This window comes from Acinetobacter sp. BMW17 (assembly GCF_001592855.1).
Taxonomy (GTDB): domain Bacteria; phylum Pseudomonadota; class Gammaproteobacteria; order Pseudomonadales; family Moraxellaceae; genus Acinetobacter; species Acinetobacter johnsonii.
In genome coordinates this window covers 96,887-121,924 of the sequence record NZ_LSOD01000027.1, presented here as the reverse complement: position 1 = coordinate 121,924, position 25,038 = coordinate 96,887, and the positions used below count along the sequence as shown (strand labels likewise).

At 41.0% G+C, this 25,038-nt stretch carries 24 protein-coding genes, 1 tRNA gene and 1 pseudogene; 15 read left to right on the top strand and 11 right to left on the bottom strand.

What is annotated here, in order from left to right; genetic code table 11:
* Positions 1–50 precede the first annotated feature (50 nt).
* The 4 genes from AXW61_RS08460 (at position 51) to AXW61_RS08445 (ending at position 4,480) form a co-directional block, all read left to right on the top strand.
* Positions 51–1,040 carry a LysR family transcriptional regulator gene (locus AXW61_RS08460; protein WP_005400438.1) on the top strand — a complete coding sequence of 330 codons (990 nt, stop codon included), beginning with the start codon at positions 51–53 and terminating at the stop codon, positions 1,038–1,040.
* A 129-nt stretch (positions 1,041–1,169) separates the two neighbouring features.
* A complete protein-coding gene (locus AXW61_RS08455) occupies positions 1,170–2,498 on the top strand; it encodes a hemolysin family protein (protein WP_004982679.1) in 1,329 nt (442 codons plus the stop codon).
* 238 nt (positions 2,499–2,736) lie between these two features.
* The gene (locus AXW61_RS08450) at positions 2,737–4,077 is read left to right on the top strand and encodes a CitMHS family transporter (RefSeq protein WP_062033987.1); all 1,341 of its coding nucleotides are present in this window, start codon (positions 2,737–2,739) and stop codon (positions 4,075–4,077) included.
* Positions 4,078–4,198: 121 nt separating this feature from the next.
* Positions 4,199–4,480, top strand: coding sequence for a hypothetical protein (locus tag AXW61_RS08445; protein WP_062033986.1), 282 nt, complete (start codon positions 4,199–4,201; stop codon positions 4,478–4,480).
* 47 nt (positions 4,481–4,527) lie between these two features.
* Here AXW61_RS08445 and AXW61_RS08440 read toward each other — a convergent pair whose 3' ends face one another.
* The gene (locus tag AXW61_RS08440) at positions 4,528–5,040 is read right to left on the bottom strand and encodes a hypothetical protein (protein ID WP_004982687.1); all 513 of its coding nucleotides are present in this window, start codon (positions 5,038–5,040) and stop codon (positions 4,528–4,530) included.
* Between the two features lie 173 nt (positions 5,041–5,213).
* On the opposite strand from AXW61_RS08440, the gene AXW61_RS08435 reads away from it, so the two are divergent.
* A complete protein-coding gene (locus AXW61_RS08435; protein ID WP_062033985.1) occupies positions 5,214–5,942 on the top strand; it encodes a hypothetical protein in 729 nt (242 codons plus the stop codon).
* Positions 5,943–5,980: 38 nt separating this feature from the next.
* On the opposite strand, the gene AXW61_RS08430 is transcribed toward AXW61_RS08435, so the two are convergent.
* A complete protein-coding gene (locus AXW61_RS08430) occupies positions 5,981–7,747 on the bottom strand; it encodes an alkaline phosphatase D family protein (protein WP_062033984.1) in 1,767 nt (588 codons plus the stop codon).
* Between the two features lie 213 nt (positions 7,748–7,960).
* Between AXW61_RS08430 and AXW61_RS08425 the strand changes: the two genes are divergently transcribed.
* A tRNA-Leu gene (locus AXW61_RS08425) sits at positions 7,961–8,046 on the top strand.
* 97 nt (positions 8,047–8,143) lie between these two features.
* Positions 8,144–8,512 carry a hypothetical protein gene (locus tag AXW61_RS08420; RefSeq protein WP_062033983.1) on the top strand — a complete coding sequence of 123 codons (369 nt, stop codon included), beginning with the start codon at positions 8,144–8,146 and terminating at the stop codon, positions 8,510–8,512.
* Between the two features lie 56 nt (positions 8,513–8,568).
* Here the strand turns inward: AXW61_RS08420 and AXW61_RS08415 are convergent, their stop codons facing one another.
* The 4 genes from AXW61_RS08415 to rlmE form a co-directional block, all read right to left on the bottom strand.
* On the bottom strand, positions 8,569–8,880 hold the full coding sequence (locus AXW61_RS08415) for a DUF5713 family protein (RefSeq protein ID WP_004982696.1): 312 nt from the start codon (positions 8,878–8,880) through the stop codon (positions 8,569–8,571).
* A gap of 159 nt (positions 8,881–9,039) precedes the next feature.
* Positions 9,040–9,891, bottom strand: a complete 852-nt coding sequence (gene folP / locus AXW61_RS08410; protein WP_010327272.1) for a dihydropteroate synthase — start codon at positions 9,889–9,891, stop codon at positions 9,040–9,042.
* Positions 9,892–10,025: 134 nt separating this feature from the next.
* Positions 10,026–11,918, bottom strand: coding sequence for an ATP-dependent zinc metalloprotease FtsH (ftsH, locus tag AXW61_RS08405; RefSeq protein WP_004695609.1), 1,893 nt, complete (start codon positions 11,916–11,918; stop codon positions 10,026–10,028).
* A gap of 132 nt (positions 11,919–12,050) precedes the next feature.
* Positions 12,051–12,701 (bottom strand): 23S rRNA (uridine(2552)-2'-O)-methyltransferase RlmE, encoded by a 651-nt coding sequence (gene rlmE, locus AXW61_RS08400; protein WP_004695608.1) that lies wholly within the window; start codon positions 12,699–12,701, stop codon positions 12,051–12,053.
* A gap of 194 nt (positions 12,702–12,895) precedes the next feature.
* On the opposite strand from rlmE, the gene yhbY reads away from it, so the two are divergent.
* Together yhbY and AXW61_RS08390 are read left to right on the top strand one after the other, a co-directional pair.
* Entirely contained in the window at positions 12,896–13,219 is a 324-nt protein-coding gene (gene yhbY / locus AXW61_RS08395) for a ribosome assembly RNA-binding protein YhbY (protein ID WP_004695606.1), read from the top strand.
* 12 nt (positions 13,220–13,231) lie between these two features.
* Complete coding sequence (locus AXW61_RS08390) at positions 13,232–13,771, top strand: DOMON-like domain-containing protein (protein WP_062033982.1); 540 nt, start codon at positions 13,232–13,234, stop codon at positions 13,769–13,771.
* A gap of 86 nt (positions 13,772–13,857) precedes the next feature.
* On the opposite strand, the gene AXW61_RS08385 is transcribed toward AXW61_RS08390, so the two are convergent.
* Entirely contained in the window at positions 13,858–14,304 is a 447-nt protein-coding gene (locus AXW61_RS08385) for a hypothetical protein (protein WP_010327273.1), read from the bottom strand.
* 308 nt (positions 14,305–14,612) lie between these two features.
* Between AXW61_RS08385 and carA the strand changes: the two genes are divergently transcribed.
* From carA to AXW61_RS08365, 4 genes are all read left to right on the top strand, one after another.
* Positions 14,613–15,755, top strand: coding sequence for a glutamine-hydrolyzing carbamoyl-phosphate synthase small subunit (gene carA, locus AXW61_RS08380; protein ID WP_058870064.1), 1,143 nt, complete (start codon positions 14,613–14,615; stop codon positions 15,753–15,755).
* 14 nt (positions 15,756–15,769) lie between these two features.
* Positions 15,770–19,003, top strand: a complete 3,234-nt coding sequence (gene carB / locus AXW61_RS08375) for a carbamoyl-phosphate synthase large subunit (protein WP_010327274.1) — start codon at positions 15,770–15,772, stop codon at positions 19,001–19,003.
* Between the two features lie 93 nt (positions 19,004–19,096).
* Complete coding sequence (greA, locus tag AXW61_RS08370; RefSeq protein ID WP_004695598.1) at positions 19,097–19,573, top strand: transcription elongation factor GreA; 477 nt, start codon at positions 19,097–19,099, stop codon at positions 19,571–19,573.
* Between the two features lie 211 nt (positions 19,574–19,784).
* Positions 19,785–20,408 carry a CatB-related O-acetyltransferase gene (locus AXW61_RS08365; protein WP_062033981.1) on the top strand — a complete coding sequence of 208 codons (624 nt, stop codon included), beginning with the start codon at positions 19,785–19,787 and terminating at the stop codon, positions 20,406–20,408.
* Here the strand turns inward: AXW61_RS08365 and AXW61_RS08360 are convergent.
* Together AXW61_RS08360 and AXW61_RS17790 are read right to left on the bottom strand one after the other, a co-directional pair.
* Entirely contained in the window at positions 20,403–21,290 is an 888-nt protein-coding gene (locus AXW61_RS08360) for a hypothetical protein (RefSeq protein ID WP_171254060.1), read from the bottom strand. The genes AXW61_RS08365 and AXW61_RS08360 overlap by 6 nt on opposite strands.
* A 92-nt stretch (positions 21,291–21,382) precedes the next feature.
* Positions 21,383–21,526, bottom strand: a pseudogene (locus tag AXW61_RS17790) (P-loop ATPase); the annotation flags it as partial.
* 297 nt (positions 21,527–21,823) lie between these two features.
* Between AXW61_RS17790 and AXW61_RS08355 the strand changes: the two are divergent.
* Entirely contained in the window at positions 21,824–22,264 is a 441-nt protein-coding gene (locus tag AXW61_RS08355; RefSeq protein WP_004695589.1) for a universal stress protein, read from the top strand.
* A gap of 43 nt (positions 22,265–22,307) precedes the next feature.
* Here AXW61_RS08355 and AXW61_RS08350 read toward each other — a convergent pair whose 3' ends face one another.
* Together AXW61_RS08350 and AXW61_RS08345 are read right to left on the bottom strand one after the other, a co-directional pair.
* Positions 22,308–22,631, bottom strand: coding sequence for an MGMT family protein (locus AXW61_RS08350; protein ID WP_062033979.1), 324 nt, complete (start codon positions 22,629–22,631; stop codon positions 22,308–22,310).
* A 115-nt stretch (positions 22,632–22,746) separates the two neighbouring features.
* Positions 22,747–24,246 carry a cation:proton antiporter gene (locus AXW61_RS08345; RefSeq protein WP_004695584.1) on the bottom strand — a complete coding sequence of 500 codons (1,500 nt, stop codon included), beginning with the start codon at positions 24,244–24,246 and terminating at the stop codon, positions 22,747–22,749.
* Positions 24,247–24,469: 223 nt separating this feature from the next.
* Here AXW61_RS08345 and AXW61_RS08340 point away from each other — a divergent pair, with 223 nt between their 5' ends.
* Positions 24,470–25,027 (top strand): hypothetical protein, encoded by a 558-nt coding sequence (locus tag AXW61_RS08340; protein ID WP_062033978.1) that lies wholly within the window; start codon positions 24,470–24,472, stop codon positions 25,025–25,027.
* Positions 25,028–25,038 lie beyond the last annotated feature (11 nt).

The following is a 25,038-nucleotide window of genomic DNA, read 5'->3' as shown; positions in this document are numbered from 1 at the left end:
TTATGGCATAATGCAAATAATTTCATGATTTTATTCTCGGTATTTATTTTATGAATCTGGAGCGGGTTGATCTAAACCTCTTAATTTACTTGGACGTACTTTTACGCGAAAAAAATGTAACCCGAGCAGCTGAACAATTGGGTGTCACCCAACCAGCAATGAGTAATATTCTACGTCGTCTTCGTAACTTATTTAATGATCCCCTACTAATTCGTTCTTCTGAAGGTATGACACCGACCGAACGAGCATTAGAATTACAACCCCGCATACGTGACGCTCTTTCTGATCTCTCCATGATTTTGGAACCTCGTACCGAGTTCCGTCCTTATACCTCAAACCGTGTTTTCCGCATTATGACTTCGGACTATGCCGAAGCCACCTTAGTTCCCCGCCTCGTTAAAGCACTGCGTTCTGAAGCACCCAATGTGGTCTTAGACTTCTTAACCCCAAGTGATGTGTCATATCGTGATATGGAACAAGGTAAAGTTGATCTAGCCATTAACCGATTCAATGAAATTCCACAAAGCTTCCACCAAGTTTTGGTCTGGCGTGACAGTTTTTCATGTCTACTCAACGGTAAACACCCCGCTGCCAGCAACTTAAACCTAAAAAGTTATCTCGATGCACAGCATATTTGGGTTTCTAAAACAGGTATGGGCGTTGGTTTCGGTGTTAACCCTGAAAAACAAGCAGGCCTCGGTTGGATTGATCAAGCTTTAGAGCGTATTGGCCAAAAACGTAAAATTTCGGTCTTCACTCGACATTATCAAATGCCTGCACTATTGGCTTCAAATGTAGACTTAGTCGCGACTTTACCTACCCGTATTGCACGCCTACAAGCCAAAAGTCAAAACCTCCTGATTAAAGATCCACCTTTTTATATTCCAGAATTTGAGTTGAAAATGGCATGGTGTCCACTGTTGCATCACCATCCTGCACATCGCTGGCTCAGACAACTGATTTTGTATGTGGCACGTCAAATGATTGAGGAAGAAAATCGAGAGTTTTTAGGCAATAACTCGCAATTCTCACATTATTAAGCATTCAAGCTCTAAATAATTCATTTTCATACCAATAACTCAGGTATGATAGAAGACAGTAAGTGATTACTGTCTTTATTTTTTTGTGTTAAAAATATTCATAATAACGATGAATCACAGGTGGATTCCGTGAGCCTTTTTCAAAACATAGTTATCATTCTAGTCCTGATTGCTGGGGCGGGTTTCTTGTCTCTGACAGAAATTGCACTGGCAGGAGCACGTAAGGTCAAGCTGAAAATCTTGGCTGAGTCGGGTGATGATCGCGCACAGAAAGTTTTGAATTTACAAGAAAATTCTGCTGACTTCTTTGCCGCTTCACAAATTGGCTTAAACGCAGTGGCAATCTTGGGCGGTATTTTAGGTGAAGGGGCTTTTCGTCCTTACTTCATGAGCTTTGTTGCTCGTTTTTATACTGGCCCCTGGTCTGAAACTATTAGCTTTGCTCTATCTTTCACTTTAGTCACCTCGCTATTTATTTTGTTTGCTGACCTCATGCCAAAACGTTTGGCCATGATTGCCCCTGAAAAAATCTCTATTGCAGTGATTAACCCCATTCAGGTGTTTATTAAGGTCTGCAAACCTTTGGCTTGGATTATTAATGCCCTTGCCAACTTGTTATTCCGCCTGTTTAAAGTGAATACCACACGTGATGACAACATTACCTTTGATGACATTTCTGCAGTGATGGATGCGGGTGCGCAAGCTGGGGTACTGCAAAAGCAAGAACACCATTTCATTGAAAACGTATTTGAACTTGAAGAGCGGAACGTTCCTTCAAGTATGACCACGCGTGAAAATGTGGTGTATTTTACTTTAAATGAATCCGAAGCCAGTATTCGTCAAAAATTGGCTGAATATCCTTATTCTAAGTTTTTAGTCTGTAGTGAAAATATTGACGATGTAATTGGCTATGTCGATGCCAAAGACATTCTGGTCCGTATTCTGAATAATCAATCTTTACTGCAACTCAATGAAAGCACCATTCGTAATGTTCTCACCATTCCAGACACATTAACCTTGTCTGAATTATTAGACCGTTTTCGCTCCACCAAAGAAAAGTTTGCCGTTGTGATTAACGAATATGCTTTGGTCGTGGGCGTCATCACCCTGTCAGACATTATGATTACCGTAATGGGCGACTGGGTCACTCCTATTGAAGCTGAACAACAGATTATTAAACGTGATAATAATTCATGGCTGATTGATGGTAGCACGCCGATTGAAGACATGAAGCATGCACTGGCCATTGATGAAATGCCGGATGAAGAAAATTATGAAACTTTGGCTGGTTTTATGATGTACCGTCTGCGCAAAATTCCACGCCCTGCCGATACCGTAGAATACGCAGGCTTTAAATTTGAAGTGGTCGATGTCGACCATTTTAAGATTGACCAACTTTTAGTGACGCGCTTACTTGAAGAAACACTGCAGCCTGAAACCAAAACAGTCGATGAATAGAAACATCGCCTTGAATCAAAACCTTGCAACTGCAAGGTTTTTTTATGGCTTCAGTTGTAAGTATATGGAGTTATACAAAATAAGTATCTTAACCATACTTTATAGATATATATTATTTATTAGAAAAATAGAACGAAAAATCACATATGTTTAAGAGCATTTAAAAATCATGCTGAATTGCATACTATCGCTGTCACTTGATGAATAAACAGACTTAACACGTTCAAAGGATTGATCCATGCTGACCATTTTAGGTTTAGGCATGATTATGTGCTTCATGTACTTAATCATGTCCAAACGACTGAGCGCTCTTGTTGCTTTAACTTTAATCCCTATCATTTTTGCATTACTTACTTATGTTTTAAGTCTCTTTGTTGACAACTTTGCTGGATTTGATATTGCTGAACTTGGCAATATGATGATGGAAGGCATTAAAAAGCTCGCTCCTACGGGCGTAATGCTCCTTTTCGCAATCCTTTATTTTGCAATTATGATCGACACGGGTTTATTCGACCCTTCAGTAAAATGGATTTTAAAGCAGGTTAAAGGCGATCCTTTAAAAGTGACCCTCGGCACCATTACACTGACTTTAATTGTTTCCTTGGATGGTGACGGTTCAACCACTTATATGATCTGTGTTGCCGCAATGCTACCGCTGTATAAGCGTATTGGTATGAGTCCTTTAATTATGGCTTGTCTGATGATGCTTGCGAGCGGCATCATGAACTTAACGCCATGGGGTGGACCAACCGCACGTGCTGCAACTGCATTGCATGTCGATCCAAACGATGTTTTTGTTCCGATGATTTTACCAATGCTCGTTGCAATTGGTTGGTTATACTTCCTCGGCTTTATGTATGGCCGTATGGAGCGTAAACGCATTGGTATTGTGGAATTAGATATTAGCCATGGTGACAGTATTCAGATTTCGCAAGAACCAGAAGCTAACCGTGCCCACTTAAGATGGTTTAACGCACTACTGACTTTGGTCTTGATGGTCTGCTTAGTGATGGGTGTTTTACCTGCGGCTATTCTGTTCATGGTAGCGCTGTGTATTGCCTTGGTGGTGAACTATCCTGATTTAGACATGCAAAAGCGTTTGGTTGGTAACCACTCTGCCAGTGCCCTAGCTGTAGTCGGGATTATCTTCGCGGCAGGTATTTTTACTGGTATTTTGTCGGGCACAGGTATGGTTGAAGCCATGTCTCAAGAACTGGTTGCCATTATTCCGGAAAGTATGGGGCCGTATTTAGCACCAATCACGGCTGTGATTAGTATGCCACTGACCTTCTTTATGTCGAATGATGCCTTCTACTTTGGTGTACTGCCTGTACTCTCTGAAGCCGCTGGGCACTATGGTATTACCCCTGTGGAAATGGCTCGTGCATCGATTGTCGGTCAACCTGTACACTTACTGTCTCCATTGGTTCCATCTACTTACTTACTCTGTGGGTTGGCAGGAATTAACTTCGGTGAACACCAAGAATTTACCATCAAGTGGGCGGTGATTACTTGTTTAGTCATGCTGGTTACAGCCATGGTCTTTGGTATTTTCCCACTTTACTCAACACTGGGTTAATCAAATACCTACACTGAATTATAACGAACCTTAAGCTCAACAACCGATAAATACCCGATGTGATACATCGGGTATTTTCATTTATAATGCCTTGATATAACAATACAATAGAGTCAAGCTTATGTCTTTTTCATTGCCCGCTGTGTTGGCGTGTACTTTCTTTTCTGCGCTCTATCTGATTTACTATTATTTCGCCCAATACAGCCACACGCTGCTGATCGTAAGTGCGATTGTTTTGCTGATTTTGGCATGGCTGATTACACCTTATGCTTATGAACGTGGGCAACGAAGCTTTAACGAGACTCTGTCTTTTGGGCAGTATTTCTGGAATCCACTCATTACATGGTGGCGACTGTTTATTTGGCCCATCAGCTTATTACTGTCTTGGATTTTCCATAGTTAAATAGAAGCCATAAAAAAGCACCCGAAGGTGCTTTTGAGACTGCGATCTTAACGACCATACAATTCAAGCAATTTATCTAAAGTCGCTTGATAGTGAATACTAATATCTTCAGATAAAATTTTATATGCGCTGTCAAACTGAACCATTGGCCAGCCTTCTTTCCAAAATGGGAAGATGTTGTGCAAATCATGGGTCACAGTCGCATCTTCACGTACAATAGCTTGTGCTACTTGCGACAAAACTTGTGCTGTTTCCGCACCATCAATCGCCATGTAATCAATCCCACGTACTTTTAAAATACGGATGCGGTCTTTCTTATAGCGAATTTTTTTGGCTTGACCTTCATTCAGACCCAACGCCAAAGCTACAGCTTCAACAAACTTACTTTCAAAAGATTGGTTCAAAGCCACAATCGCCAGTTTATGTGCTTCTTGACGACCTGCTTTACCACCTTTACGAATCTCTTCTTTTGCCTCTGTATCAAGCTCATCGTCTTTCATAGACTGCAAAATGTCTAAAATTTCGATATCACTTAAAGATTCAGGAGAATGATCAGTCATGAACTGCCCTTAGACAAAAAAATTGAATCCGACATTTTCGCATAATTCAGAGTGAAAAAGCGAAATTGTTGTACTTTTCTCTGTGAATATTCTGTTTCACGTATTTTTTTGAGCCATCCCCTTCCAAATCTACTATAGTAAAGGCTATTTTTCTCATACGCTCTTTTTTGACGATGCAATCCAAACAAGTTCAACTGTTACTGCAACAATTAGAGACCCTTTACCCTGCCGCATTTAAACGTAATTACTTGCTTTATAGTCAAATCAAAACACGCGGTATTTTAGATGACCAACGTGAAATTATTCCGTGGGTTTTGGCGGTGATGATTTTTATTCCAATCAGCTTAATTCTGAAAGATTTTTACTTAACTCACTTGGAGAATCTCGATCCGCTCCAAAGTCACAGTTATGCCATTATCAGTATTTTATTGGTGCTGATGTGGGTCTTACCTTTTGTCATTAAACAAATTAAACATTCATCAAACTCCCTGTATCAACTGCAACGCCATGCGCCCATCAAACTCGCTACAGTGATTCTTTTAAGTGGACTAAATCTGATGTTCCTTGAAAGCAGTTTGCTGATGTGGATCTTGTTTTATTTTGGTGTGAACTTTGGTTTTGTGCGCTTCTATAAAGAAAATTTATTTCGAGACCACAGCCAGTCGGTTGAACATCACCAGTTACAACAACTCAGACGTGTCTGTTTTTGGGCCTATAAGCAAACGGTCAAATCTCGACTCCAATTACGCTTTAGCTCCCATCAATCTGAAGATTATCAGGCACGGAAAACCCAACTGGGGCATGAAGCAGACTTATATGTGCAACTGCTAAAGTATGAGCATGCTTACTGTAAGCAGATTAAGCACATCGATCTCGACAGTTATATCGATGAAAAATTATAAAAAACCGAGCAATGATGCTCGGTTTTTCTAAGGTCATTTTATGCCGTTTGCTTTAACGCACTGATTGGCAATAATGTCGAGTCTAATATCACTTGATGCGAGCGAGTTTCATCAACGATGTATTCTTTGTGCTTAATGCTATCCACAAAAATCCAATCCGCTTGCACCTGCTCTGCAGTAAAACGGACTTTTAAATAACCGCGTTGATTCAAATTGCAATAATTCAACTCCTCAATCAAGCTGGTAAATGCAAATTCAAATGCTTGTAGTTGCTGCATCGGAATGGACAAATATTTCTCCAACCCAGGGGAAGAGACTGAACTGGTTGCCAACTCCACGCCAACCAATACCCCATCTTTACTCGATAAATCCGAAGCCCAAGCATTATGGGTATCTCCAGCAAGGACCACAACTTTTTTCTTAAGTTGTGCCAAAGTGCCATACAAAATTTCACGCTCAGCAAAATAACCGTCCCACGCATCTAAGTTATAAGGTGCAGTAACCGCAAGACGCGCTTTCTCCTCTGGACTTACTGTTGGATCACCTGCATCCATTCGAGCTTTAATTTTTAATAGTTCAGTGATTTGTGTGGTGATTTTGCTTAAGGTCTCAGGACTAGGATTTCCTGCTGTAATTTCTGCCAACGACATTAACAATTCTGCTGGAACAAACATTTTGCTCATCAGAATCTGCTGGCCGAGTACATTCCATGTTGCCGTAGATTGCTGAAGTTTCTGCAATAACCAATTTCGCTGCTCCACACCCATCAAGGTACGCGCGGGATTGATTAAATCGGCTTGGAATTTTGCAATATCTAAACCTGTAGCAGTCATATAGTTTGCATAATCCAATTGCACATTACGCGCAATAATACGTGTATCCAGCATCGTCAATTGAACAAGCGTGCCAAAATCAAATTGACGATAAATCTTGATATGCTGATCATCAATTGGACGAATTGGCATCCACTCAAAATAGGCCGCCAGTGCCGCAAGTTTACGTTCAAGGAAATCGCCTTCAGTATCTGACTGATGATTTTCAGCACCCTTTTCCCATGTATCATTTGCGAGTTCATGGTCATCCCAAATCACAATAAAAGGATGACGTTGATGCGCGGCCTGCAAATCTGCATCTAGTCGGTATAAAGCATAACGTTTGCGATAGTCATCTAAGCGAATAATTTCTGCATTATTATCATCCGCCAGTGCGCGCCCCATCGCTACAGCCTCTTCCGTTGCATATCCGCCCATGCCATATTCGTAAATGTAATCACCCAAATGAATCACAACATCGACATCCTGTTTGGCCATTTCTTTATAAACATGGAAATAACCCGCTGGATAATTTGAACATGAGCATACTGCAAACTGTACCGACTGTACTTGCGTTGCCAAAGTTTTGGTTTGCCCTGTGATCGAATATGTCGACGCCGATTTAAAACGGTAGAAATAAACTTGCCCCTCAGCAAGTCCCGTCACATCCACTTTCACAGTAAAATCTTGTGCAGCTGTAGTCAGCACCTTTCCTGTTGCTGTAATGTTTTTAAAGTCTGCATCTTTTGCCACATCCCACTGCACTTCTAAACGCGCACTGCTATCCGATGGTGTTACACGTGTCCAAATGATGACTTGAGTTTGTAAAGGATCACCACTGGCAACCCCATGCAAAAATTGCACTTGCGTGTTGGGCTGTGTGTTTGAGTCGGCATCATCACCACAAGCAGTCAGTGAAATAGGTAAAGATAAAGCACCAAATCCTGCCAAAGTTTTTTGAATAAGTTCTCGGCGGTTCATTTTTTTTGTCATGTGGATTGCCTAAAGATGATATGGACTTGAAATTTATGCGAAAAAGATGACACCCATATCTCAAGTCGATGACATTTTTATGAAGCCTGAACAAGTGCAGCACAGATAATTTTGCTATTTTTTAAACATAAACCGCTGAATTGATTGAAAAGAAAGCAAATAATCACAAATAGACTTGCCAACTTTTATTTCGTCCTCTATTATTGCGCTCATGCCCGAGTGGTGAAATCGGTAGACACAGGGGATTTAAAATCCCCCGCCCACAAAGCGTGCCAGTTCGAGTCTGGCCTCGGGCACCATTCTTAAGCTAATTAAGATGGTGCAATAAAAAATCCAGCGATATGCTGGTTTTTTTATGTCTATAATTTATGCATCGAAACACATAACAATCACAATATGAAAAAGAACACTCTTATTATCATCTTATGCCTAATTTTTTCAAACGTCAGCCATGCAAACCCCACCTCGCAGCAAACAGATAGCGATACGTTTTATGACTTGTTTGCAGGCACGATTATTGAAAAAGACCGTCAACTCTATTTACATGCGTGTAAATCAGTAGATACTCATTTTAAATTAAGCTTTAATCACACTAAAGATGAGCAACATATTCGTGAGCTCATGAAAAAGCATCCAAAATTTTGGCTGAATCTCAGTGCAAATGCTGAAATGGTCGAAGGCGAATACGTGATGACAGTCGATGCGATTGGAGATGAGCATTTAAGCCAAAGTTGTCATCTCACCGATCTTTTAGATGAGCTGTAACAGCAATCTCAGCACCTAAAGCAAAAAAACAACTGAACTTGGAATGAGAGAATGACTCACCACTCTCTGTTCACCACCAATTCTTCCATTTCAATATCCATAAACCCAGCATCTTGCACCACCATCATCATCGCTTCAGCAATAAAATCAGCAGCAGAATCATCTAACGATGAATCCAGATCTTCAAAATGCGGCTTCATTTCATTAATTTCAGCCACTGTGGCATTGGCATATTGATAGATATCACCCTCAGATTTTGCTTTTACAATTTTTTTAGCAAAAGTCTCAACATGCTGCTTAACTTCAGCAACAAGAATATCGGGATAATATTCATCATCAAACATAGGGAGAAGTAAATCTGCAAACATACAGGCACTCAAAACGAGAAACTTAAAAAACGAGTCTGTATAACATAAACCAAACAAATCACCAAATAAAAAGCAGCATCTCAAAATGCTGCCAGTCTAACAATCTGATATAGATCAAATTTTCAAATTAAATCATTACCTCGGCATTCCGCCGCCCCATTAAGCCATATTCATCGCTTGCCAAACCTTGATCGCATCACTCATGGCTTTAACATCATGGGCGCGCACCATACACGCGCCTTGTTGAATACTCAGCAAATGTCCCGCTACAGAACCCACGGCCCGCTGCCCTGCCTCTGCCCCGCCTAAAGCTTCTCCGATAAAGCGCTTCCGTGACAATGCGGACAAGATAGGATACCCGAGCTGATTTAGCTGATGGAATTCTTTTAAAAGCTTAAGGTTCTGCTTTGCATTTTTAGCAAAGCCAAAACCCGGATCAATCATGATATTTTCAGCTTTGACACCAGCCTTGAGTGCATCCGACACGCGCTGGGAAAGCTCAGTCATGACATCTAGAGTGACATTATCATATTGATCTAAACCATTCATGGTAGTCGGTTCACCACGCATATGCATGATAATCACTGGAATATTCAGTTTAGCTGCCGTCTCTAAAGCATTCGGGCGTGTTAATGCTCTCACATCATTCCAGATATGTGCGCCTGCTGCGACTGCAGCTTGAATCACTTCAGGTTGAGAGGTATCAATCGAAATGACTACATCAAGTTCAGCCAAAGCTTCCACCACTGGGACGACACGACGAATCTCTTCTTCAACCTCAACTACAGATGCACCTGGACGTGTAGATTCACCCCCAACATCGATGACTGTCGCCCCATCCGCAATCATTTGCTGAGCATGCGCAAGCGCTTGTGCTTTGCCATTATGTTTGCCGCCATCGCTGAACGAGTCTGGCGTCACATTTAAAATACCCATCACATGCGGTACAGACAGATCCAGTGATAGCTCTCCACAACGTAGGATTTTCTTTGGCAAAGCCATCAATTGCATGTGATATTCTCCAGTTCAACTCGCGTTATCTTAACGCGTTCCCCACTTTTACGCGCTTATTTTTCTTCATCGGAAGTGTAAAATCGCGCAATAAAAAACCACCCGAAGGTGGCTTTTTATTTAACTTTTTAAAATTAAGTTGCAGATGGTAATGGTGGTGGTGTGCTTGGACCATCCGTTGGAGTTACATCCATCACAGGATTTTCTGCAACATATACTTTTGGTGGTTGTGGCTCACGACCTTCCATAATGTCACGAATTTGCTCGCGATCAATCGTTTCCCATTCCATCAAAGCTTTCACCATCGCATGAGCAATATCTTTGTTGTTTTCCAAGATATTGCGTGCTACATGGTATTGCTCATCGATGATACGACGAACTTCAGCATCTACTTGTTGCTGTGTTGCTTCAGAAATTGTACGACTACCAATGCTGCCCATGAATGATTGCTGAGAATCATCTTCATAAACCATTACACCCAGTTTGTCAGACATGCCATACTTCGTCACCATCGCACGTGCCATTTTAGTTGCACGCTCAAAGTCGTTTGAAGCACCTGTCGACATTTGGTTGATAAAGATTTCTTCAGCAATACGACCACCAAACAAAATTGAAAGTTCATTCAACATTTTGTCTTTGTAGTGGCTGGTTTGGTCATGTTCAGGCAACTGCCAAGTTACACCCAGCGCCCAACCACGCGGCATAATAGTCACTTTATGTACAGGGTCTGTACCCGGTAGAATTTCAGCCACAATCGCATGACCAGCTTCATGGTACGCGGTTGCACGACGTTCTTCTTCACGAATCACCATCGACTTACGTTCAGGGCCCATGTACAACTTGTCTTTTGCATCTTCAAAATCATGCATATCGACAGTGTTCTTGTTACGACGTGCAGCAAATAATGCAGCTTCGTTCACAAGGTTCGCCAATTGTGCACCCGAGAAGCCCGGCGTACCACGTGCAAGCACTTGTACATCGACACCAGTCACTGAAGGCAATTTCTTCATGTGAACATTTAAAATTTGCTCACGACCTTTAATGTCTGGTAAGCCAACCATTACTTGGCGGTCAAAACGACCTGGACGGAGTAAAGCTTTATCCAGTACATCGGCACGGTTTGTCGCAGCAATGACGATAATGCCCTCATTACCTTCAAAGCCATCCATTTCCACCAACATTTGGTTCAAGGTTTGCTCACGCTCATCGTGACCACCACCTGTACCTGAACCACGATGACGACCCACAGCATCAATCTCATCAATAAAGATGATACATGGTGCATGACGTTTCGCTTGTTCAAACATGTCACGGACACGAGACGCACCCACACCCACGAACATTTCAACAAAGTCAGAACCAGAAATACTAAAGAATGGTACTTTTGCTTCACCTGCGATTGCTTTTGCAAGTAAAGTTTTACCTGTACCCGGTGGACCCACCATTAACACGCCTTTAGGAATCGTTGCACCTAAACGTTTAAATTTTGAAGGGTCTTTTAAGAAATCAACAATTTCTACAACTTCTTGCTTTGCTTCATCACAGCCAGCGACGTCGGTAAAAGTCACTTTAATTTGGTCTTCTGCCAACATTTTTGCTTTTGACTTACCAAAACTCATTGGACCGTTTTTACCACCTGCTCCGCCACCCATGTTGCGCATAAAGAACATGAATAACAAAATGATTAAAAGTACAGGGAAGCTTGCGATCAAAAGTTGCATCAATAAACCTTGACGTGCAGGTGCAGTACCTTCAACGACAACGTTATTTTTAATCAGATTAGGCATAAGCTCTGGGTCTTGAACCGCAGGACGAATACTTTCAAACTCTGAACCGTTTGATTTTTGGCCATGAATTCGTTCGCCATCAATTGTCACTTGCTTAATTTGACCAGCATTCACCGCAGCAACAAACTCTGAATAATTCATCGCTGTCGGCTTTTCATTGCTACTGACATTACTGAAAATAAGGATCAGTACGCCCAGTATCACTAGCCACAATATGGCATTCTTGAAGAGATCGCTCAAAGCTTTATTCCCATATCAATCTAATTTGATCATGCCCTATCGGGTGACCTTAAAGTTTCTGCTGAAGATCAGCTTCGCAAAATAATAAAAAGGTACAAAATGCACAATTTTTAACGACTTGGCAAGTAAACTTTATTTGAAAGCCTTCTTACGGCCTTGCCCAACTAAGAATACTTCCTTAGATCGGGCACGTGATGCAGCAGGTTTTACTGTTTTTAACACATCAAAGTTGTCGACTACTTGCTTACGGAACTCGTCAAAGCCTGTACCTTGGAATACCTTTACAACAAATTGACCATTTGGACCGAGCACTTTCGTAGCAAAATCGATGGCCAATTCACAGAGGTAAATCTGGCGAGGTTGATCTACAGCCTTATTACCTGAAGTATTGGGGGCCATATCTGAAATTACAACGTCTACTTTACGTCCATCTAAAATATTTAACAATTTATCGAATACTTCTTGCTCACGGAAGTCACCTTGCAAGAAGGTTACATCTGGGAGTGCATCCATTTCCAAAATGTCAGATGCAACCACCAATCCTCGATCACCGACCAGCTTTCCTGCAATTTGTGACCAACTTCCAGGTGCAGCACCCAAGTCAACCACAGTCATGCCAGGACGAATGATGTTATATTTTTCTTGAATTTCAAGTAACTTATAAGCTGCACGTGCTCGATAACCTTCTTTTTGCGCTTTTTTCACAAAATGGTCATCAAGGTGCTCTCTCATCCACGCACGGCTACTTTTGGATAACTTTTGGTTGGTAATGCGTGTTGCCATATCTCTCTAAAACATTAAAATTTCTTAAACTTCATTGTACGTTAAATTCTCTAGGCTTGCAGTATACATCTGTATCCAAATCTTGGGTTTTAGTTGTTTTTTTCTATTATCTAAATCGATTATTTCCACAGAATATACAGCGTTTAATTTCGCAGTTTGTTATACTAAGCCGTTTTTAAAATTAGGTTATCTTTATGGCGACTTTATCCATTCAGGAACGCAAGCGTTTGCGTCAAATCGGTCATGCTTTAAACCCTGTGGTAATGCTTGGCGGTTCAGGTCTGACTGAAAATGTCGTTGAAGAAATTTTACGTGCTTTAAACGACCACGAATTGATTAAAGTCAAAGTCGCGGGTGAAGACCGTGAAGAGCGCGCTGCAATCATTGCAGAAATTGCCTCAACTACAGGTGCAGAAATTGTACAGACCATTGGTAAAATTGCGTTGCTTTACAAAAAAGCGGCGAAACAAAATGCCAAATTGTCTAATTTAGTTCGTTTCGCTCACGCAGCAAAATAATTGTAGTTTTTTATGGCAAGTTACGAACTCAGTGCGTTTGATCGTCGCTTTCAAGCTATTTCGCTTGTTGGTGCGATTGAACAACAAAGCCCATATGCTCTCAATATCGGCTTTTGGTTACGCGATCCCAATTTGTACATGCACTGGCCCGAAGTCGTGAATGCAAATCCTCGTCAAGACTTTTTATGGGAAAACACCTGTTTTGAAGTCTTTATCGGGGTAAAAGGCGAAGATTATTATCGTGAGATCAATCTCTCCCCTTCGCAAGCTTGGCAGGCCTATCAGTTTGAGGAATATCGTTATCCTGAAGATATGCCGCCACAGATCTCTTACGATATTGAACTCAATCAATTGAAGCGCACCCACTATGGTTTAAATGTCAGCATTGATCTGACTGAGTTTATGCTACGACACAAACTGAAATGGGCTGACCTATATCTAGGTTTATCCGCGGTGTTGAATACCTCACAAGGTCAACAGTTCTATGCCATGCAGCATAGTGGCCAACAAGCTGACTTTCACAATAAACGTGATTGGTTGCATCAGTTTTAATCCAGACAAATAAACCAGAGCAATAAAAAAGTGAGGCCATGACCTCACTTTTTTATGCACTTAATCTTGAGTTTCGTATAGCGAAATTATTTGCTTGAAACTTTATTCCACGCATCTAAGGTGTGTTCTTTTGAACGTTTAAACGTTTCAGTCAACTGATCTTTATGTTTTACTGAAATTTCGCTGACATCACCTTTTAACTCTTTACCTAGTTTGGTCAAGTCATCTAAAACAGCCGTAAACTCAGTTTTAACAAACTCTTTTAGTTCAGTTAAGTCTTTTTGAGAGTTAGATAACTGTCCTTTAATGGTTTCTAAGCGCAGTAAAAGATCTTGTTTAAACTGGCGGAGTTGCTCTTGCACACTGGCATTCAACTGCTTCGCTTCAGCTTCAAGCTTTTCTTTGCTTTCAACTACCGCTTCAGTGACCTGCTCTGTTGCTTCTTTCGCCACTTGCTCAAGCTTTTCAGTGCTTTCTGCAACAACTTCTTTCAACGCTGGCTTTGGTTTGGTCACTTTGTCTTGTTCAGTCATGATGTTATTCCTGTTGTTATATACACAGCGACAGCTTAGCGTGATTCGATAAAATTTAGATTTTGATTTGTTAGACAATTATTTGTTGTTACATTTTTCATTACAAAACTCTAGAACAGCTTTCGCTACAAAATAAAAGCACTTTATCTTGTTAATTCCATCTTATTGGCATGGACTTTGTTAGTGAAGTTGCGTATAGTGCCATGTTAAGTTCAAGCGAGCAGACATAGGGAGGGTAGGTTTTTAGATAGCCTTCCTTTTTTTTCGTCTACTCGCTTTTTTACAGCCTAAATTTCAGGAGCTTTGGTTTGAGCACCCCAGCAATTTTAGCCCTTGCCGATGGTACGATCTTTAAAGGAACGTCTATTGGTGCATCGGGTAGTACGACTGGTGAAGTCGTTTTCAACACTGCCATGACTGGCTATCAAGAAATTTTGACTGACCCGAGTTATGCACAGCAACTTGTGACTTTAACTTACCCTCATATCGGTAACACAGGTTGTAATGATGAAGACGCTGAGTCAGGTCGAATTCATAAAGTATGGGCCAACGGATTAATTATTCGTGACCTACCTTTATTGCATAGCAACTTCCGATCAACGCAATCTTTAGGCGAATACTTAAAAGAACATAATGTTGTCGCAATTGCAGATATTGATACGCGTAAATTAACCCGTATTTTGCGTGACAAAGGTGCGCAAAATGGTTGCATCCTTGCTGGTGAAAATATTACTGAAGAGCAGGCTTTAGAAAAAGCACGCGCATTCGGTGGTTTAAATGGTTTAGACCTAGCGAAAGAATGCTGTGATCCAACTGGTTTCGAATGGACAGAAGGTTCTTGGGTATTAGGCAAAGGCTTCACACAACCTGAACTTAAATTCCATGTTGTTGCATACGACTACGGTGTCAAAACCAACATCTTACGTATGCTTGCAGACCGCGGTTGTAAACTCACTGTCGTGCCTGCACAAACTCCTGCTGCTGAAGTACTTGCATTGAATCCAGATGGCGTGTTCTTATCGAACGGCCCTGGCGATCCAGCTGCATGTGACTACGCAATTGAAGCTGTAAAAACAATTGTAGAAGACGCTCGCAACCTACCTGTCTTTGGTATTTGCTTGGGTCACCAAATTCTTGCACTTGCCTCAGGTGCAAAAACGGTGAAAATGCCGCATGGCCACCACGGTGCTAACCACCCTGTTCAAAACATGGAAACAGGCACAGTGATGATTACTTCTCAAAACCACGGCTTCGCAGTGGATGCAGATACTCTTCCTGCAAACTTGAAAGCTACGCACAAGTCTTTGTTCGATCAAACTCTTCAAGGGATTCATCGTACAGACAAACCAGCGTTCAGCTTCCAAGGTCACCCTGAAGCAAGCCCTGGTCCGCATGACTGCGCACCATTGTTCGATCATTTCATCGAACTTATCGAAGCATCTAAGAAGTAATTAAGGAAGCGATCATGGCTAAACGTACAGACATTAAAAGTATCTTAATTATTGGTGCAGGTCCGATTGTCATCGGACAGGCATGTGAGTTTGACTACTCAGGTGCGCAAGCGTGTAAAGCTCTTCGTGAAGAAGGCTACCGTGTTATTTTGGTGAACTCTAACCCAGCTACCATTATGACCGACCCTGCGATGGCAGACGCAACATATATCGAGCCAATCACTTGGCAGACTGTTGCTCAAATCATTGAAAAAGAGCGTCCAGATGCTGTCCTTCCAACAATGGGTGGTCAAACAGCATTGAACTGTGCGCTTGCACTGGATGCCAACGGTATTTTAGAAAAATACAATGTTGAATTGATTGGTGCAACCAAAGAAGCGATTGAAAAAGCTGAAGACCGTAAACTGTTTGATGAAGCAATGCGTAAAATTGGTCTTGAATGTCCAAAAGCTGCGATTGCTGAAAACATGGAAGAAGCTTTAGAGATTCAAGCGCGCTTCGGCTTCCCTGTGATTATCCGTCCGTCATTCACGATGGGTGGTTCAGGTGGCGGTATCGCTTATAACAAAGAAGAATTCCTTGAAATCTGTGAACGCGGTTTCGATCTTTCTCCAACCAAACAATTATTGATTGATGAATCTTTAATTGGCTGGAAAGAATACGAGATGGAAGTTGTTCGTGATAAAAACGACAACTGTATCATCGTATGTGCGATTGAAAACTTTGACCCAATGGGCGTGCACACAGGTGACTCAATCACTGTTGCTCCTGCGCAAACATTGACAGACAAAGAATATCAATTGATGCGTAATGCATCTTTAGCAGTTCTTCGTGAAATTGGTGTGGAAACAGGTGGTTCTAACGTTCAGTTCGGTATCTGTCCAGATACTGGCCGTATGGTAATCATCGAGATGAACCCGCGTGTATCACGTTCATCTGCTCTTGCATCAAAAGCAACGGGTTTCCCGATTGCAAAAATCGCTGCGAAACTGGCTGTCGGTTACACCCTTGATGAATTAAAAAATGACATCACGGGCGGAACGACTCCTGCTTCGTTCGAACCTGCAATTGACTACGTGGTAACAAAAATTCCACGTTTCAACTTCGAAAAATTCCCACAAGCAGACGCAACACTGACCACACAGATGAAATCTGTGGGTGAAGTCATGGCCATTGGTCGTAACTTCCAAGAGTCTGTAAACAAAGCACTTCGTGGTCTTGAAGTGGGTGCGTGTGGTTTTGATGAAAAAATCGCAGTAGGTACTGAAGGCGCGAAAGAAAAGATCTTGGTTGAACTTAAAGTTCCGGGTCCAGAGCGTATTTGGTATGTGGCTGACGCATTCCGTCATGGTTTCACCTTAGAAGACGTGTTCCAAGCGACGAAAATCGATAAATGGTTCTTGATCCAAATCGAAGACATCATCAAAACTGAAAATGAAATCAAAACTTTAGGTTTTGGTGATCTAAACGCAGACAACATTCGTTCGTTCAAGCGTAAAGGTTTATCTGACCTTCGCATCGCGAACTTGATGGGTATTTCACAAAAACAATTCCGTAAGCACCGTTGGAACTTGGGCGTGACTCCAGTTTACAAACGTGTGGATACCTGTGCAGCAGAGTTCGAATCTGACACTGCATACATGTATTCAACTTACGATGATGAGTGTGAATCAAACCCATCTGATAAAGATAAGATCATGGTGATCGGTGGTGGTCCTAACCGTATTGGTCAAGGTATCGAATTCGATTACTGCTGCGTGCACGCGGCGCTTGCAATGCGTGAAGATGGCTATGAAACCATCATGGTGAACTGTAACCCTGAAACAGTTTCAACGGATTACGACACTTCTGATCGTTTGTACTTCGAACCAATCACTTTGGAAGATGTACTTGAAATCGTGCGTACTGAAAAGCCAAAAGGCATTATCGTTCAGTACGGTGGTCAGACTCCGCTTAAATTGGCTCGTGCTTTAGAAGAAGCAGGTGCGCCAATTATCGGTACATCACCAGATGCGATTGACCGCGCAGAAGACCGTGAACGTTTCCAACAAATGATTCAACGTCTGCAACTTCGCCAACCCAACAACAGCATTGTAAAATCTGCTGAAGAAGGTATGGCTGAAGCATCTAAAGTTGGTTATCCGCTTGTTGTTCGCCCTTCTTATGTACTCGGTGGTCGTGCGATGGAAATCGTATACAACGACGAAGAGCTTAAACGCTACTTACGTGATGCGGTTCAAGCATCAAATGAAGCGCCAGTTCTTCTTGACCGTTTCTTAGATGATGCGATCGAAGTTGACGTAGACTGTGTATCTGACGGTAAAGACGTTGTGATTGGCGGTATTATGCAGCACATTGAACAAGCAGGGATTCACTCAGGTGACTCAGCATGTTCGATTCCTCCATACTCACTCTCAGTTGAAATCCAAGACGAAATGCGTCGTCAAACCGTTGCTATGGCGAAAGAGCTTGGCGTTGTTGGTTTGATGAATGTACAGTTTGCTGTGAAAGGCGAAGACGTTTACATCCTAGAAGTGAACCCACGTGCGTCTCGTACTGTGCCATTCGTTTCTAAATGTATCGGTGAGTCTTTAGCGAAAGTTGCTGCGCGTTGTATGGCGGGTCAGTCTTTAGAATCTCAAGGATTCACTAAAGAAATCATCCCGACTCACTTCTCTGTAAAAGAAGCGGTGTTCCCGTTCAACAAGTTCCCGGGTGTTGACCCTATTCTTGGCCCTGAGATGAAATCTACAGGCGAAGTCATGGGTGTAGGTAAAACATTTGGTGAAGCATTCTACAAAGCTGTGTTAGGCTCGAATGAACGCGTACCGGGTCTTCCTACAGAAGGCGAAGTGAAGCATGCATTTATCTCTGTGCGTGATTCAGACAAGCCTCGTGCTGTTGGTATTGCGAAGCAACTCGTAGGCTTTGGCTTCAAAGTACTTGCGACTGGCGGTACTTATGAGTTCATTAAAGCTGCGGGTATTGAGTGTGAACGTGTAAATAAAGTCACTGAAGGCCGTCCTAATATCGTGGACCGCTTGAAAAATGGCGAAGTTCACCTCATTATCAATACAACTGAAGGCAAACAAGCTCAACAAGATTCGTTCTCGATTCGTCGTTCAGCGCTTCAAGCGAAAGTGTATAACACTACGACCTTGAACGGTGCCGATGCTGTATGCCAAGCTTTTGCGATTCAATTGCCAATGGATGTATACCGTTTGCAAGATTTACAAACTGTAGGTTAATTCGTTTACCGAGAAGTCCCGTCACCTCTCGGTGGCGGGCTTTTTTCATTTATAAACCTATATTTTTTACACTCATAGACTTGAGGGACAACAATGCAACGTTATCCTATGACTCCCCAAGGCAAATTAGCCTTAGAGAAAGAATTACATCAATTAAAAAGTATTGAACGTCCACGTATTATTGCGGCAATTGCTGAAGCACGTGAGCACGGGGATTTAAAAGAAAATGCGGAATACCATGCTGCGCGTGAGCAACAAGGTTTCTGTGAAGGTCGTGTTCAAGATATCGAAGGTAAATTGGGTGCGGCTCAAGTTATCGATGTAAAAGAACTTGAACAGAACGGTCGCGTGGTTTTTGGGGTGACAGTCACTATCGAAAACTTAGATACCGAAGAACAAAAGACCTATATGATCGTGGGTGACGACGAAGCTGATTTTAAAATCAATAAAATTTCAGTGAACTCTCCTATCGCGCGTGGCCTTTTGGGCAAAAGCGAAGGCGATGAGGTAAAAATTCAAACTCCTCAGGGTGAAGTTGAATACGAAATTGTAAAAGTTGCATATATCTAAGTTTCTTTGATATTTACGGCTGTAGAAACCCCTCGATTGAGGGGTTTTTTGTTTTTGCATTTTACCAAATAGCTCTTCCTAGCCCTTTTCTTATGCACGTGGGAAATTTCACTCCAAGAATGAGATAGATTTAAGGCATCCATTTCCCCTCTTTTTCAAAGGAAGCATTTTATTTGTTATAATTCCTCACACTCTCCAACGCTGTCTTTTTATGTCTGAACCCCTGATTAATTCTCCTGTCAAACACTGGTGTGAGTTTGAGTTCATCTCTAAAACGGTGAAGAATCCGAATATTCACATTAAAGGGAATTACTCTTACTACTCAGCGTATTGGGATCAAGGTTTTGAACGTTGTGTCGTGCGTTATTTGCATGATAAACCCTCGACCATAGATAAACCGATTGATCAGCTCTATATCGGCAACTTCGTTTGTTTTGGCGCAGAATGCGTCATTATGATGGGTGGTAACCAACTACATCGTACCGACTGGATTTCAGCTTTTCCTTTTGATACGCGTAGTTTTGTTCCCGCAGGTGATACCATCATTGGCGATGGTTGCTGGATTGGCTCTCGTGCCATGATTATGCAGGGTGTAACACTCGGTGAAGGCGCAGTGGTCGCAACAGGTGCTGTCGTGACCAAAGATGTTCCACCATATGCAGTTGTGGGTGGTGTACCTGCCCAAATTATTAAATATCGCTTTCTCGAAGCAGATATAGAAAAACTGCTTGCACTGAAGCTCTATGACTTAGATGAAAAGCTGTTTTTAAAGATGCGTGAGCAGTTACAGACGGATGATGTTACACAATTAGGTCAATATATTGAAAATCTATGATTTTTTAATAATTATTTGCTCATATCCTCTTAAAAATGCTGTTCTTTGAGGACAATCTTCCATCATCGCTAATTGTAGTGCTGTGTATAGTGACCAATTTTCCTCATCAAATTGTTCGTGTTCAAACTTACTTTCTTTAAAAACTACACATCTTAATTTAAACAAGCGATAAACCTCATCATTTACTATATTAGACTTTAATCCTTCCTTAAAATATTTAACTCTTTTATTACCATTATTATCAGATAAATAAATAGAATTAATAATGGCTTCAAATGAAACCCACATTAAGATAAAACGCTCTTTCGGAAATTTTTGCTGAAATGCTTTATCCAATAATATTAAAGCGTCAATTGGTACATTTCTTAATTTTGAAAATTCAATTTCATCATAAAAATTTAAACTTTGAGTATCAAAAGGTGATGCGTATCCTAATTCAGAGCTAATTCCAGCGGTTAGGAGGTTTTCACTATTAAAATGTGTAACAAACATTAATTCACGTGCAATAGGTAAGCCAAACATTGTTCTCAAAGCATTAATTATACGAATCTTTTTATCTTGATATTCTTGATTTTTTACTTCTTTTTCCAATCCGACAGTTAACTTTAAATTATTACTTTTAGTAGGAATAGAAATATCATAATTTGTACTAAAACATTGACCACTCTCATCATAATGAATTCTAAATTTCATCCTTTTAGTATGATTGTTGAGTGGTCTAACAATACTAATATCAACATATTTAAAGCTATTGAATAATAGAAACTCTCTAATTCTAGGTAAGTTTTCCAATTGAATTGAAGAGCTCCATATTGACTCCTCAATCACCTGAATACCATCATTTTTCCAATCACTTATTAATCTTTCACGAGTTTCAAACATCAAATCATTTCAATCCAATTTCTGTACAGTATTATTAAAATCAGCTTATTCATTCAGTTTTGGTATAAACATTACATTCCTTTACCTTATAATAAGACAGCTCCACACTGCAAACGATCAACATAATTCGTTAGTTGAATACCCAAACGCTTACGATCCCAAAGGTCACCTTCCCAAGCTGTTTCTATATTCTCTAAATTTGTTCGTTGCCAATTCAGTTGATTCGTATCTGTCATCGTATTTATAAAGTAGTAGGTTATTCATAAATATAAGTTATTTTTCAGACAAAGCCTATGTTTCTTAAACGCTACATATACATTCAACTTTAGTGTTAAATTGATTATTATTCACACGCTTTTGTGCTAATTTATAAGTGAGAAATTAGCATTTCATATGCAAATATCCATATGAATTTACTAGGTTTTATTCTTTAAAAAATACAGCTATTATCAAGATATAAGCTGTATTTAACCCGTGATGCATTAGAACAGAAATCTGCACGTATAATCAGTTGATAATAAGGAGAAACAACCATGGCATACCAAAACATTTTAGTCCCTGTAGACGGTTCAGAAACATCATATGCAGCAGTTGCGCAGGCGGCTGAACTTGCTAAAGCATTTGGCGGTAAAATTACAGTCGTTCAAGTGCTTGCACTTGACCCTTACATTGCAGCTGAATACATTTCTGCAACTCAAACCAACGACTTAATTGAACGTGCACGTACTTCAGTTTTGAAAACGCTAGAGGAAGCTGCGGCTAAATTTAGCGATCTGGGCATTCCAGTTGAAGCAAAACTACTGGAAGGTCAGGTCGTACATCGTGAAATTATCAAAGAAGCTGAAACATCTAAAGCAGACCTGATTGTCATTGGCTCTCATGGTCGTACAGGTTTAAAACGTTTATTCCTAGGCAGTGTTGCACAAAGTGTTTTAGGTGAAGCGCACATTCCTGTTTTAGTTGTTCGTCAGTAATACATCGAGTGCTCTACTTCTAAGGAGGTAGAGCATTTCTATTTTAAATATCCCACTGGAACTCTTTCATTTTCACTTTGTCCCCAATCACTAAAATACCCTCCGCCAGAAGTAACTGTGCTTGAATGTTCTGTCCCTGATCATTCAGTTTACTTAGGCTAATTTTCCCTTGTGAGTTGATTACCCGATACCAAGGCAAACTACTGTCTGCATCCATATGTTTTAGTACATAGCCAACTAAGCGCGAATGTTTGGGAATACCTGCTAAACGTGCAATTTGTCCATAACTGGCTACCCGCCCATAAGGAATCTGAGCGATCACCTGAAAAATCATCGGTGCCAGTTCTTTGACTATCGATTCTGCCATTTCAAATGTGCCCTATTCTAATTATTCCATAATGACATCGTTATATGATTCAAATAAACCCTCTCATTCATTCTAAAAAGCCCCAATACAGGGGGCTTCTTGATTGAGCAAATCACTAAAAGTTATCAGGACTTTCCAGACGTTTCACTTCCTGAACTCGCTCAGGGTTATGCACCGCGGCAATGCCATCATCTGCTTTAACATCAATCAATGCTTCAGGTTGATAGACGATAATGGTTTCATAACCCTGTGCATCTTCACCAATAATGTACTTGAAACCTTTACGGTTCATTTTATTACACAGACGTTGATACCAACCTTTAAAACCTGTCTTTTCTTCATTCGGGTTGTAGTAAAACGCATTCATTACAGCTGGTAATCCTAGACCGCAGACCATGCCTGAGAGCAACACGGCGATAAAAGTATAACCAATCAAAATACTGCTGTATTCACTTAACTCAGGCACGTTGGCTACCGCTAAGATCAGTGCTAATGAGATCCCTCCACGCACTCCACCCCATGACAAAATCGCTAAACTTCCGTTATAACTTTTCTTACGGAAAGAGGGAAAAAAGGCAAAAGATAAATAGTTCGCTGCAAAACGTGAAGCATGCAGAATAATAAAAGCAACAATGCCTCCAAAAATTAGACTAAAGCTGAGATCTAAAATAAACAGTTCCAAACCAATTAAGGTGAATAAGAACGAGTTAATAATCCCTTCAACCGTATGCCAAAAATGGTTTACTTCCCGTATCTCGCGCTCTTGTAAAATTTCTTTCCACTTGTTCCCCACAATCAAACCACCGATGACGCAAGCAATCGGTGCTGAAGCATGTGCAAACAGTGCAACTAAGTACGAACCGCAGGCCAAGAGTGCTGTGGTTAAAATCAGAGACTCCATTTCGTGCTTACCACGCAGCAGTCGCAAGATCCCTAAACCAAAGGCCCAACCAATAATGACTGCGACAAAAATTTCATAGAGTAAGGTCTGCAACACACCCATGACGGTAAAGTTTTCACCTTGTAAGACGTTTAAGAGCGTCATAAATAAGGCAATACACATCGCATCATTAAACAGTGATTCTCCCTCAAGCTTGACCATTAAGTGATGCGGTGCGCGTACAGAACTGAGCACGCCTTTGATCCCAATCGGGTCCGTTGCACCCAATGCAGCCCCCAACAGCAAAAGCACCAATAAATCGACATGCTGTCCAATGATGAACTGATAACCATAGAGCACCACCCCAAAGAACACGGCGCACAGCACCAGCGCAATACTGGCTAAAATGCTGATCGGCTTCCAATAACTACGTAAATCTGAGACTTTGAACTTCAGTGCAGAAGAGGTCAAAATAAAGCAAATCACGCCATTGATTAAAAAGTCATAAAAATCAATGTGACGAACCGCTTCTTCAATGTTATGAATATTAATGGTAATAAACTGATTACCACTCAGCAGGCTCGCGCCCCACTGTAAAATAAAGACAAAAATGGCAGAAACGATGGGTACGCCAATGGCTTGAGGAAAACCTAAAATGCGTTTATTGAAAATAGTCGTTGCAATGGATAATGCAAAAATAACGGTAAAAACTTGTAGAAAAAAATAATTTCCCATTGAACTTCCAAATTGGGCGGTTGGGGAGACGGCGGCTTTCAGTACTTATCTATGGAATAAAAGTTCATTTCATACACATTGATACTCGAAATATTTTAATCATTTTTCAGTTCAACGCCCGAAAAAAATAATTTTTTTAACATTTCTCCTGATGATGAATTAACATAGCGCATATGCATGTTTTTTATGCGTGAACGTTCCCTTTGGCCAAGTTTGATCTCCTATGCAATTCACTTTTAAAACCATCTTTCGGATGTTCTTCGCACTGATTATTTTCCTGACCACCTTTGCGTTGTTTCTGACCTGCTTTGCAAAAACCAAAGAAATTTTACAGGCCGAGCAAACTTTTGCCTCAGCACAAAGTTTTAAAATGAACTCTCGTCCCGATCAAACACTGGTTCTACTTTCAAACAATAAAGCTCCCGATGATCATATTTATTTGCATATGGCCAATCAGGGTTATATCGCCAAACTCAGCTGTGATCATTATTTAACTGACATTTGTGTGGATGACTACAACGGACAACATACCCGCCAAATTCAGTCGATTGAACTACTCAAAGCGGGTCAGTATAACTATATTCAGCAAGTCAGTTATCTCGATACACGCACACAAGATGTTAAAACATTGCGTTATACGCCTGAGCAAATTCAGCAGTTTTACCGTGCGGATATGAGCAACTTAAAGTATGTGGTGTTTGGGGTGTTGTTATTTGCCTGTATTGCGTTATATGTGAGTGTCCGTATTGCTCGAAACTTTAAGCAGTTCTTAAACCGCTAGAATGAATTGCT